Origin of the sequence: Olsenella phocaeensis, from assembly GCF_048189965.1 — a bacterium.
Lineage (GTDB): Bacteria > Actinomycetota > Coriobacteriia > Coriobacteriales > Atopobiaceae > Olsenella_I > Olsenella_I phocaeensis.
In genome coordinates, this window is record NZ_DBEZHV010000010.1 from 1 (window position 1) to 11,466 (window position 11,466).

Here is an 11,466-nt window from a genome sequence, read left to right on the forward strand (position 1 = left end):
CTGTACTGGTCGTCCTCCTCCTCTTCCGGCTCGAGCTCGTCGTCCTCCTCGAGTTCGTCGTCCTCCTCGTCGTCGGAGTCGCCCTTGGGCCTGGCGGCCTCGCCGTCGCTCGTGATTTGGACGCCCTTGGCGCGCACCGCGTCATAGAGGTCCGAGAGCTCGTCGTCGTCCACGTCGAGCTCCCCGATGGCCACCTGGACGTCGTCCTCGGTCACCGACTTGGAGCCAGAGGCCTGCTTGACGAGCCTCCCGACGACCCCCTGGAGCTCGTCGGTGAGGTTGGGAGCGGTGCTGTTCTTCTTGTTTGCCACTGGTTTCCTTTCCACGCAAGGGCGTAGGGAATGGTACCCAATTTACGAACTCACTAACGACGAGATGCGCCTTCCTAGCTCGCCGATGCGCTTTTGCACGTCGGTCGCCCGCCTGAAGAGCTCCTGTGAGGACTCGTCGGGCAGCGAGGAGGCGCTCCTGAGGCGCGCCTTCATGGACCTGACGGCCCGCCTGCAGCTCCAGAGCTCGACCACGTCCAGGAGGAAGGACGCCTGGTCGGAGGCGCTCATGCCAGACACCAGCTGGAGCCTGCCTCCCGCCAGGAACCGTGGGGCGTCGGCGACCATGGAGCTCGCGGCCGCCACCACCTCGGCGGGCGTCGCGCCCTCGGGCGTGGCGAGCATGGCCCAGGCCATGGACTCGTGGCGGGCATCGACCCACGAGAAGGAGGCGATGCGGTCGGCGTCGGGCCGTATCGCCTCGATGTCCTTCGCCATGAGCGAGAGGAGCTCCCGTTCGGCCGTGGCCTGCATGCGCTCGTCGCTCGAGAGCGCCGCGAGCGCGATGGGCGCGCCGGCCTCGGAAGGCCCGTCGTAGCCGGCATACGCCTCCGCGGCGGGCAGGTACCCGCCTGCCGGGAACGGGGCAGCGCCCGCCGTCGTGGGGACGCGCGTGCCGGCGCCGCCCGCGTCCTGGTTGCGCTTGCGCTGCGCCTGGCGATGGACGTGGCGCTTCGTCTCGTCCACGCTCGTCCCCAGGAGGTCGGCCAGCTGGGTCGCATAGCCGTCGAGGAGGATGGAGCCGTCCAGCGGGGCGAGAAGCGCCGCCATCTGGTCGAGCGCCGCCACGCGCCGGCCCGGCACGCTCAGGTCCACGCCGGCGAGGCGCTTCTCGAACACGAAGTCCATGAGGGGACGCGACTCGGCGATGCGCGCGCGAAGCTCGTCGGCCCCATGCGCGCCCAGGTACTCCGCAGGGTCCTGCCCGCCAGGAAGCACCACGCACCTCAGCTCCACCGACGTCTTGTCGATGTACTGGATCGCCCTCTCGGCCGCGCGCTGCCCGGCCTCGTCGCCGTCGAACATGCAGACGACCCGGGACTTGGCAAAGCGCTCGATCATGCGCACGTGGTCGAGGGTGAGGGCGGTGCCCAGGGCGGCGACGGCGTTGGTGATCCCCGCCTCGTGCATGGCGATGACGTCGGTGTAGCCCTCGCAGACGATCGCCTCGCCGCTCGCCACCATGGCCTCCTTGGCGCGGTGGAAGGCGAAGAGGTGCTTGCCCTTGTGGAAGACGCGGGTCTCCTTGGTGTTGAGGTACTTGGGCTTGGCGTCCGTGAGCACCCGGCCGCCGAATCCGATGGTGCGCCCCTGCTCGTCGTGGATGGGAAACATCACGCGGTCGAAGAAGCGGTCGCGCGGGCCGCCCCTCCCATCCAGCGCGAGGTCGCAGGCGAGCATCTCCTGGGGGGAGAAGCCCTTGGAGCGCAGATGGGAGACGAGCTGGCCGTGCCCGGGGGCGTACCCCAGCCCCCAGCGCCGGCAGACGGTCGATCCGAAGCCGCGCCCCGCGAGGTAGGCGCGACCGGCGGCCGGCCCCTCTCCCCTGCCCCTCATGAGCAGGGTCGAGTAGAAGCCCTCGGCGGCGGCGAGGCAGTCGATGAGCCGGTTGCGCTTGGGGCCACTGGGACCGGCGGTCCTCTCCTCGCTGAGCTCGATGCCGGCGCGGTCGGCAAGGTAGCGGATGGAGTCCGGGAAGTCCAGGCTCTCGCGCTTCATCACGTAGGCGAAGAGGTCGCCGCCCTCGCCGCAGCCGAAGCACTTCCAGAGGCCCGTGGAGGGGTTCACGTGGAAGGACGGGCTCTTCTCGTGATGGAAGGGGCAGCAGCCCCAGAAGTCGGCGCCGCGGCGGCGGAGCTCCACCGTCTCTCCCACCAGCTGCAGGATGTCGGTCGCCTGGCGCACGCGCTCCTTGTCCTCGTCGGTGATCACGCCCCCACCCCCTCGAGGTCGGCGGCCCCTCCCAGCGTCACGGCGCGATCGCCAAAGTTGGCGCGTACCCAAGCTATGTTGCCCATGACGACCCGCTCGAGCTCCTCGAGGGAGTCGAAGGGGCGGGAGTCCCTGAGCCAGCGGCCGAACGAGACGTGGACCCTCCGGCCATAGAGGTCACCGGAGAAGCCCAGGAGGTTCGCCTCCAGGAAGGGACGGTCCGCCTCGGAGAAGCTCGGAGGCGCCCCCACGTTGATCGCGGCGGGCCACGAGCGTCCCCGCGCGCTCACGAAGCCCGCATAGACGCCCTGGTCGGGCGCGCAGGACCCCAGGGGGAAGCTGACGTTTGCCGTGGGGAAGCCGAAAGCGGTCCCCTCTCCCCTCCCGTGGACCACCACGCCGGACACGAAGTGCAGCCGGCCCAGGAGCCCTGCGGCGTCCTCGACGCGACCCCCTCGGACGAGCCCGCGCACGCGCGTGGCCGAGATGTGCTCGCCACCCGAGCGGGCGAGCTCGTGGCAGTGGGCGCGCATGCCGAGCGGGGCGGCGACGGCGGCGAGCTCCGCAGGGCCGCCCTTGCCCCCCCTGCCAAAGCGGAAGTTGCTCCCCACGTGCATGGAGACGGAACGCAGGGGTCCTTCGAGCGCGGCGGAGAGGAACGCGTCGTACGGCGTCGCGGCGAGCCTGGGGGTGAAGTCGAGCAGGAGCACGGCGTCCGCCCCCGCGAGGAGCAGGCCACGCACGCGGTCCATGGGTTCCAGGAGCCGAGACGAGGGGCGAGGCCCCGCAAGGAGCTCGGCCGGGTCGGGGTCGAATGCGACGGCCACGCAGGCGAGCCCGAGCTCGTCGGCCTCGCGGCAGGCATGCGAGAGGAGCTCCCGGTGACCTCGGTGGACGCCGTCGAAGGCGCCGATGCAGGCCACGCAGGGGAGGGGGGTCCCGACGTCCATCCCGGCGCGTAGGAAGAGCCTGCCGCCCGGGACCGCGCGCACGGTCGGGGCAGGACGTCCGTCCAGGAGGAGGGAGTCCCTGACGAGCGTCGCGGCGTCGTCCCCAGCGAGGGGCAGCGGATACCCGAGCAGGCTCGGGGCGCTCATCGTGCCACCCCGTCTATGCCCTGGGGGAAGTTGCTCCCGCAGCGGAGCCATCCGCCCGACCGCTCCCAGACGCCCAGGAGCCTGCCGTCGCGCACGAGGCAGCAGGACTGGCCGTCAAGCACGTCGCCGCCGGAGGCGCGGAGGCGGCGGCCGCAGGCGACGTCGTCGAGCTCGTCCGCGGCAAGCTCGCGCACGGGCAGGCCCAGTGCGCGGCAGGGGTCGAGCCGCAGGTCGGCGAGGCCGGCGGCGCCAAGCTCCTCGAGGAGCTCCAGGCCCGCGCAATCGCCGAGGCCCACGTTGCCCGCGCTCGTGCGGCGCAGGCCCGAGAGGTGCGCGGCGCTCCCGAGCACGGCGCCGAGGTCGCGCGCGATGCTCCTGATGTAGGTGCCCTTGGACACCTCGAAGAGGCAGTGCCAGGTGAGCGGACCCTCGGAGCCGATGCCAAGGAGCTCGGCGCGCATGATGCGGACGTGGCGCGCCTCGAGCTCGAGGGGGCTCCCGGCCCGGGCCGCCTCGTAGGCGCGCCTGCCCCCCACCGAGATGGCGGAGAAGGCCGGGGGGAGCTGGTCGTGCTCCCCCACCAGGGACGCGAGGGCACGCGCCGCCCCATCGGGGTCGCGGAGCCGGTCGGGGACCTCCGCCACGCGCACGACCCGACCGTCGGCGTCGTCGGTGTCGGTCTGGCTGCCAAACTCGACCCATGCCTCGTATGACTTGGAGTCGGCCGAGAGGAGGCCGAGGAGGCGCGTCGCCTGCCCGATGCCCACGACGAGGACGCCCGTCGCCGCGGGGTCCAACGTGCCGGCATGGCCCACGCGCCTCTCGCCCACCGCGCGACGCACCCTGCCCACCACGTCATGGCTCGAGAGCCCCTGGGGCTTGTCGACGGCCACGAGGCAGTTGATCCCGCTCTGGCCGCGCCTCACTGGACCCCACGCCCGCCTTCGCTCGCGACAGGCGAGAAGAGGGCGACCAGGCGGGGAAGGGCGGCAGAGAGGACCTCGTCGAGGTCCGACTCGATGGTGAAGCCCGCGGCCGCGCGATGCCCCCCGCCGCCCAGCTCGCGGGCGATGCCCGAGATGTCGAGGTCGGACTTGCTGCGAAGGTTGCCCCTCACCCTGCCGTCGGGGAGCTCCTTGAGGAAGAGCGCCACCTCGGACCCCGCGACGCTGCGGACGACGTCGATGAGGCCGTCGCACTCATCCGGGCTGGCCCCCGTGCGCTCGAGGTCGGCCGCGGTGGCGTAGCTGTAGGCCACCTTGCCCTCGGCAAAGGTGGTAATGCGCCCCATCACCGCGGACTTGAGGTGTAGGAAGGGCAGGCTGTAGTTCTGGTACACGTTGAGGGAGACCTCCGAGGGGGAGGCCCCTGCGTCCACCAGGAGCGACGCCACCGAGAATGCCTCGGCGTCAGCGTTCTGGTATTGGAAGCGACCGGTGTCGGTGGAGAGGGCGCAGAAGAGGCACTGGGCCATCTGCGGTGTGATCCGGACCCCCAGGTGGAGGGCGAACTCGGCGACGATGACGCCCGCCGCGGCAGCGTCGGGGCGAATCAGGGCGAGGTCGGTGTACGGCTCCTCGCAGGGATGGTGGTCCATTATCGCGCTCCGGCGGGCCCGCCTCATGACCGCCTCGCCGTCGTGCAGGCGCGCGACATCAGAGAGGTCCACGCTCACGAAGAGGTCGGGCGCCCCGTCGTAGTCCGCCGCATGGACGAGCGTGTCCGCGAAGGGCAGGAAGTCATAGAGCCTGGGAATGGGCTCGGGGTCCGCCAGGAGGGAGACGACCTCCTTCTCGGGCCACTTCGCCCTCAGGGCCGCGGCAAGCGCCAGGCCCGAGCCCAGGGCGTCGCCGTCCGGGTTGGTGTGCGCACAGATGGCGATGGAGCCAGCCGCCTCCATCGCCGAGGCGATGGAGGCGAACCTCTCCTCTTGTTCCGGATTGGATCTGATGTCCACGGGCTGGCTACTCCCCCTCGCCGTCCCCGGAGGGCGCGTCGCCCGCGGAAGACCCCACGGGATAGCCCTCCTCGTCCTTCTCCACCGCGAGCGTGCTGGGCACGTTCTCGAGGGCGCGTGCGATGCGTTCGGCCTCGTCGGCGGTCGTGTCGATCTGGAAGATGAGCTCGGGGGTGACGCGCCAGCCCAGGGCATGGCCCAGGAGGCTGCGAACGCGGCCCCTGGCCCGCCCGAGCGCGGCGAGCACCTTGTCGTAGCTCTCCTTGTCGCAGCTCACGTAGGCCTTGAGCACCGACTTGTCGACCGAGACCTCCACGCTGGTGAGGGTCACCAGCGCGAGATCGGGGTCGGAGACCTCGAAGAGGAGGATGCTCGCGAGCTTCTCGCGCGCGATCTTGTTGACGCGACGCGAATTCTGGTTCTGCTTCATCTTCTACTCCGTACGGGCGACTTCTTCGATGCGGTAGGTCTCGATGATGTCGCCGACGTGGATGTCCTGGAAGTTCTCGAGGCCCACGCCGCACTCGAAGCCGGCCTTGACCGACTTGACGTCGTCCTTGTAGCGGCGCAGGGACGCGAGCTTGCCCTCGTAGACCACGATGCCGTCGCGGACGAGGCGGCACTTGTCGTCGCGCGAGACCTCGCCCTCCTGGACCATGCAGCCGGCGGCGATGCCGACCTTGGGGACCTTGAAGGTGTTGCGGACCTCGATCGAGGCGGTCTGGACCTCCTGCTCGGTGGGCTTGAGCATGCCGATGCGCGCGGCGTCGATCTCTTCGATGGCCTTGTAGATGACGCTGTAGGTGCGGATCTCGACGCCCTGCTGCTCGGCGGCAACCCTGGCCTTCGCCTCGGGACGAACGCCGAAGCCGATGATGATGGCGTTGGAGGCGTCTGCCAGGGTGACGTCGGTCTCGGTGATGGCACCGACGGCAGAGTGGATCACGTTGATACGAACCTCGCTCTGGTCCATCTTGCCCAGAGAGTCGACGAGCGCTTCGATGGAGCCCTGGACGTCGGCCTTGATGATGAGATTGAGCTCCTTGACCTCGGAGTCCTCCATAGTAGAGAAGAGGTTCTCGAGCGTCACGTGCTTGACCTTGTTCTGCTCCTCGATGCGGGCCTTCAGCGAGCGCTCGTCGGCCAGGGCCCGTGCGTCGCGCTCGTCCTGGAAGACGCGGAACTCGTCGCCCGCCATGGGCACGCTCTGGAGGCCGAGCACCTCGACGGGGTCGGAGGGACGGGCCTCGGTGACGCTGTTGCCGCGAGGGTCGACCATGGCGCGAATCTTGCCGAAGGACATGCCCGCGACGATGGCGTCGCCCACGTGGAGGGTGCCGCGGCTGATGAGCAGCGTGGCGACCGAGCCGCGACCGCGGTCCAGCTTGGCCTCGAGGACGTTGCCCGAGGCGAAGGTGTCGGGGTTGGCCTTGAGCTCGAGTACGTCGGCCTCGAGCAGAACGGACTCCAGGAGGGTGTCTATGCCCTGCTTCTTCTTGGCCGAGATGTCGACGAACATGTTCTGCCCGCCCCACTCCTCGGGAATGACGCCGTACTCGGTGAGCTCCTGGCGCACGCGGGTGGGGTCGGCGCCCGGCTTGTCGATCTTGTTGACGGCCACGATGATGGGCACGTTGGCGGCCTTGGCGTGGTTGATCGACTCGATGGTCTGGGGCATGACGCCGTCATCGGCGGCGACGATCAGGATGACGATGTCCGTCACCTTGGCACCGCGGGCGCGCATCGCCGTGAAGGTCTCGTGGCCGGGGGTGTCGATGAAGGTGATCACGCGGTCGTTGATCCTGACCTGCGACGCGCCGATGGCCTGGGTGATGCCACCCGCCTCGCCCTCGGCGACGCCGGTGTGGCGGATCGCGTCGAGCAGCGACGTCTTGCCGTGGTCGACGTGGCCCATGACGGTGACCACGGGCGGCCTGCCCTTGAGGGTAGACGGATCGTCGTAGAAGGTGAAGGAGTTCTCCTCCTCCTTGCTCATGACCTTGACGTCGCGCCCCAGGTCGTCGGCGACCAGCTCGATGAGCTCGTCCGACATGGACTCGGTGACGGTGAGGGGGGTGCCCAGGAGGAAGAGCCTCTTGATGATGTCGTTGGCGGCAATGCCCAGGAGCTCGGCGAGCTCGGCCACCGTGGAGCCCTGGGGCACCTTGACCGTGTCGAGCTGCGAGAGGTCCTGGTCGTTCTCGATGGCCTCCTGTATGCGCTGCTCCTCGGCCGCGGCCTGCTGCTGCTGCTTCCTGCGCTCCTTGCGCTTCTTGCGCCTGCCGGTGGACTGGCGGGCCTCCTCGATGGCCTCGCGGGCCTCGACGATGACGTGGCTCGAGCGCGTGAACTCCTCGGCCTCGCGGGCCATGCGGCTGTAGCGGTCCTCCTCCTGGCCCCTGCGCCCGCCCTTGCGGCCCTTGCCACGACCGCGGGAGTCGGCGGAGTCGGCGGCAGTGGCCGGCGCCCCGTCTCGCTGCGGGGCGGGGCCACGGCGACCCGGGCGGGCAGCGGACTCGCGCCTCTGCCCGCGCGACTCCTCCTTCTTCTTGGCGGCCTCCTCGGCCTGCTGCTTGAGCACCTGCTCCTGCTGGGCGATCTGGTCAAGGAGGCTGGTGAAGGAGGGCGCCATCTTGGGCGCGGTGTCCTTCACGCGGTTGCGCTCGGCCTCCTCGGCCTTCCTGCGCTCCTCCTCGGCACGCTCCTCCTCGGCCTTCTTGCGGGCTGCCTCGGCGGCGGCGCGCTTGCGCTCCTCCTCGGCGCGCTCGCGCTCGCGACGGGCCTCTGCCTCCAGGCGCTCCCTCTCGGCCTTCTCGGCCTCGATGCGTTCCTGCTCCGCCTTGGCTTCCTCCTCGGCCTTGCGCTGCGCCTCAATCTCGGCGGCGCGGGCCTCGAGGATGGGCTTGAGCTTCTTGCGGACGATCGAGACGTAGGCGTCCTCGAGCGTCGACGAGGGGGACTTTGCGGGGATCTTCATGTCCTGGAGGTGACCGAGCATCTCCTTGCTCGACATGCCGTATTCCTTTGCCAGGTCATGCACGCGGGTCTTTGCCATGTAACCAACCTTCTTACGTACGTTTGGGCGGACGGGGTGGGTGACCTCTTAGATCAGGGAGTCCGGGTCGTCAGAGACCGAGGCGTCCGAGAGCTCCTGGAGCTTCTCGTGGATGCCGCAGAAGCGGGAGCCGGGACGGGCCATGTTGCGGCACTGGATGCCCGTGGGTCCCACGTACTCGCAGCGGTGGCCCCCCTCCTCCGCCAGGATGTCGACGTCGTCGTGGGGCAGCTCGCGCATGACGTCGGCGGCAAGCGACTCGTTCTTGATGTCGATGTGCATGCCGGTGAGGCGGGCGGCCAGGCGGGCGTTCTGGCCCTCCTTGCCGATCGCCAGCGAGAGCTGGTCGTCGGGCACGATGACGGTGGCGTAGTTGTTGTCGTCGTCCACGATCACGCGCGAGACGCGGGCGGGCGAGAGGGCATTGGCGACGCACTTGGCGGGGTCGTCGCTCCAGAGGACGACGTCCACGCGCTCGCCGCGCAGCTCCGAGACCACGGTGCGCACGCGACTGCCCTTGGGGCCGACGCAGGCGCCGACGGGGTCGAGGCGGTCGTCCATGGACGAGACGGCCACCTTGGACCTCACGCCCGGCTCGCGCGCGACGGAGCGCACCTCGACGATGCCGTCATAGACCTCGGGCACCTCGAGCTCGAAGAGGCGGCGCAGGAGGTCCGGGTGCGTGCGCGAGACCACGATGGAGGGGCGCTGGCGCTCGGAGCGAATCGGGGGCTGCGAGCTGTTGGGGTCGCGCACGTCCACGATGATGGCGCGGATGCGCTGGTTGTGGCTGTAGCGCTCCCCCTGCGGGCGCTCGTTGCGCTCGTCGGGGAAGCGGCGCTGGTCGAAGTAGGGCAGCTCCGCCTCGACGCCCTCGCGAATCTTGATGAAGGCGAAGTCGGGCGTGGTCTGCAGCACCGTGCCGGTGATGATGTCGCCGATACGGTGCGAGAACTCCTCGAAGATCTGCTGGCGCGCGGAGTTGCGCACGATGTCCATGATCTCGCTCTTGGCGTGCTGGGCGGCGATGCGGGAGGCGTCCTTGGGGGTCACGTCCTCCTCGTCGAACTCGGTGTACTCGCCCGTCTCCTCGTCCATCGAGTCGTCGCGGGGGATGAGCTTGTAGACGTAGACCTTGCCGGTGGCGCGGTCGATGGTGACGCGCGCGCCCCAGTCGAGGTGCAGGACCTCGGTGTAGCTCTTGGCCAGCGACTGCTCGAGGCGGTCGATCAGGTAGAGCTCGTCGATGTGCTTCTCCTGGCAAAGCGCCATCAGCGCTTCCATCATCTCGGATGCCATGCTGCTTCCTCTCCTTGCCCCGGCGCTACGCCCGGTCGAAGTTTGGCTTGATCTTGCAGGACTTAATCTGGTCGAGCTCGAAGGCGAGCTCCTCTCCCTCGCACTCGACGCGCACGAGGGAGCCCTCGATGCCCAGGAGGCGCCCGGCGAAGCGGCGCCTCCCCTCCGTGGCGGCGGTGGTCAGCGAGACGTCCTCGCCCGCGAAGCGCTCGAAGTCGCGCGCGCGGCGCAGGGGGCGCGAGAGGCCGGGGGACGAGACCTCGAGGGTGTAGGAGCCCTCGATGGGGTCGAAGGCGTCGAGGGCCTCGTTGATCCAGCCGCTCTGGGCCGCCACTTCGTCGAGCGAGATCGTGGGGAGCCCCTCGTCCGCATGGTCGATGCGCACGCGGACCGTGGGAGCCTTGGCGGACCCCACGACCTCCACGTCCACGACGTCGATGCCATGGGGGGCCGCGGCCTCCTCCAACGCGGCGACCAGCCGCTTCTCAAGGTCAGTCGATGCCACCCTGTCTCCTTCCCGCCCTGCGGCGTCCCTGCATACCAAAAGGAAGCGGGGCAAAGACGCTGCCCCACTTCCTCGAACGTTCACGATTAAGCTCTGCACACTATAGCACGCCGGCGACGGGACGGGAGCGACGAGGCGGACCCACACGTTTGCTGCACTTTGGTGAGCGCCCGAGGTTGATTTGCGAAGTCAGCCGGACGCCCAATGACCGCCCGAGGACCACCGGGAGCCCGCCGGGGGGCACGGGCGCGTCATTCCCCCGCGAGGCGCTGCCGCAGGAAGTCCCTGAACGCCCGGGTTGGCTCGTCGAGCGCGGAGTTCCTGCGCCAGGCGACGTAGAGGGAGCGTCGCGAGGCCTGGCAGGGCAGCTCGAACTGCAGGAGCCTGCCCGCCTCCACCCCCGCCCTGGCCGCGCGGGACGACATCACCGTCACGCCGAGGCCCGCCTCGACGAGCTGGCGGATGGTCTCCTGGTCGTTGGTGCGCGCGACGACGTCGAGCCCCTCGCCCGTAAGCCCCAGCTCCTCCAGGATCCTGTCCATAGTGGAGCGGCTCCCGCTGCCCTCGCCCCTCAGGACGGTCCGCTCGCGCAGCAGCAGCTCGCGCACGGCCTCGGCCCCAGCCCCCGCAAGCGCGCGGAAGCGGTCCTCAGCGGGGGTGACGAGCACCATGTCGTCGGCACAAAGGGGCACGCACTCGAGCGAGGGCTCGTCTGCGGGAAGCCCCGTGAGGCCAAGGTCGAAGCTGCCCTCGGCGAGCCCCGAGACGACCTCGCGGCTGTCGTGCTGGAAGATCCTGAAGCGCGCGCCGGGCCAGGCACTGGTGAAGGCGAACAGCGCGTCGGGCAGGACGTAGGCCGAGGGGACGGAGGAGCTTCCCAGGTAGATGGCATTGCGCTCGCGGCTGCGCGCGTCCTCGAGCAGGCGGTCGCGCAGGGCGAGCATGGAGCTCGCCTGCTCGAAGACCCTGGCCCCCTGGGACGTGAGCTCGACGCGGCGGGCGCCCCTCAGCACGAGCGTGGTTCCCAGCTCCTCCTCGAGCGCCCTCAGGTGGGTCGAGATCGTGGGCTGGGACACGCCCAGGACCTCCGCCGCCCTCGTGAAGCTCTCGCAGCGCACGACGCTCACGAAGGACTGCAGCTGCCTCAGGTCCATGCCAGGTCCACCAATCGTGACGGGGGCGGCGGGGCGGCGCCTCTCGCCTGCCCCATCGGAAGGGTCGATGCCCATCGGGGCAAGATTCTAGCATCGCCGGGACGCCCCGGCCGCAGCGACGCGCCGCGAGACGTCTGC

General features: G+C 69.9%; 9 protein-coding genes and 1 pseudogene. All 10 read right to left on the reverse strand.

The features are described 5' to 3' along the window. Positions 1-311, reverse strand: a pseudogene (locus tag ACMPH2_RS04745) (RNA polymerase sigma factor RpoD); the annotation flags it as partial. Positions 312-353: 42 nt separating this feature from the next. Beyond that, positions 354-2,261: a DNA primase gene (dnaG, locus tag ACMPH2_RS04750; protein ID WP_417118748.1), complete on the reverse strand. Its 1,908-nt coding sequence runs from the start codon at positions 2,259-2,261 to the stop codon at positions 354-356. Then, positions 2,258-3,358 (reverse strand): riboflavin kinase, encoded by a 1,101-nt coding sequence (locus ACMPH2_RS04755; RefSeq protein WP_417118749.1) that lies wholly within the window; start codon positions 3,356-3,358, stop codon positions 2,258-2,260. The genes dnaG and ACMPH2_RS04755 overlap by 4 nt, the downstream gene beginning before the upstream one ends. Beyond that, positions 3,355-4,284, reverse strand: a complete 930-nt coding sequence (gene truB, locus ACMPH2_RS04760) for a tRNA pseudouridine(55) synthase TruB (protein WP_062530272.1) — start codon at positions 4,282-4,284, stop codon at positions 3,355-3,357. Before truB ends, ACMPH2_RS04755 begins: the two co-directional genes overlap by 4 nt. After that, positions 4,281-5,315 carry a DHH family phosphoesterase gene (locus ACMPH2_RS04765; RefSeq protein WP_314638387.1) on the reverse strand — a complete coding sequence of 345 codons (1,035 nt, stop codon included), beginning with the start codon at positions 5,313-5,315 and terminating at the stop codon, positions 4,281-4,283. Before ACMPH2_RS04765 ends, truB begins: the two co-directional genes overlap by 4 nt. A 7-nt stretch (positions 5,316-5,322) precedes the next feature. Then, positions 5,323-5,745 carry a 30S ribosome-binding factor RbfA gene (gene rbfA, locus ACMPH2_RS04770; RefSeq protein ID WP_072499905.1) on the reverse strand — a complete coding sequence of 141 codons (423 nt, stop codon included), beginning with the start codon at positions 5,743-5,745 and terminating at the stop codon, positions 5,323-5,325. A gap of 3 nt (positions 5,746-5,748) precedes the next feature. Beyond that, the gene (gene infB / locus ACMPH2_RS04775) at positions 5,749-8,370 is read right to left on the reverse strand and encodes a translation initiation factor IF-2 (RefSeq protein WP_009279378.1); all 2,622 of its coding nucleotides are present in this window, start codon (positions 8,368-8,370) and stop codon (positions 5,749-5,751) included. A 48-nt stretch (positions 8,371-8,418) separates the two neighbouring features. Continuing rightward, the gene (nusA, locus tag ACMPH2_RS04780) at positions 8,419-9,669 is read right to left on the reverse strand and encodes a transcription termination factor NusA (RefSeq protein WP_062530268.1); all 1,251 of its coding nucleotides are present in this window, start codon (positions 9,667-9,669) and stop codon (positions 8,419-8,421) included. Positions 9,670-9,694: 25 nt separating this feature from the next. After that, complete coding sequence (locus ACMPH2_RS04785; protein WP_009279380.1) at positions 9,695-10,174, reverse strand: ribosome maturation factor RimP; 480 nt, start codon at positions 10,172-10,174, stop codon at positions 9,695-9,697. A 251-nt stretch (positions 10,175-10,425) separates the two neighbouring features. Continuing rightward, positions 10,426-11,403, reverse strand: coding sequence for a selenium metabolism-associated LysR family transcriptional regulator (locus ACMPH2_RS04790; RefSeq protein ID WP_062530266.1), 978 nt, complete (start codon positions 11,401-11,403; stop codon positions 10,426-10,428). Positions 11,404-11,466: the final 63 nt, after the last annotated feature.

What these genes read in the sequence shown, in the direction of transcription:
- ACMPH2_RS04755 (WP_417118749.1), bottom strand. Translation starts at nt 3,358, where the DNA reads ATGAGCGCCCCGAGCCTGCTCGGGTATCCGCTGCCCCTCGCTGGGGAC.
- rbfA (WP_072499905.1), bottom strand. Translation starts at nt 5,745, where the DNA reads ATGAAGCAGAACCAGAATTCGCGTCGCGTCAACAAGATCGCGCGCGAG.
- infB (WP_009279378.1), bottom strand. Translation starts at nt 8,370, where the DNA reads ATGGCAAAGACCCGCGTGCATGACCTGGCAAAGGAATACGGCATGTCG.
- nusA (WP_062530268.1), bottom strand. Translation starts at nt 9,669, where the DNA reads ATGGCATCCGAGATGATGGAAGCGCTGATGGCGCTTTGCCAGGAGAAG.
- ACMPH2_RS04790 (WP_062530266.1), bottom strand. Translation starts at nt 11,403, where the DNA reads ATGGGCATCGACCCTTCCGATGGGGCAGGCGAGAGGCGCCGCCCCGCC.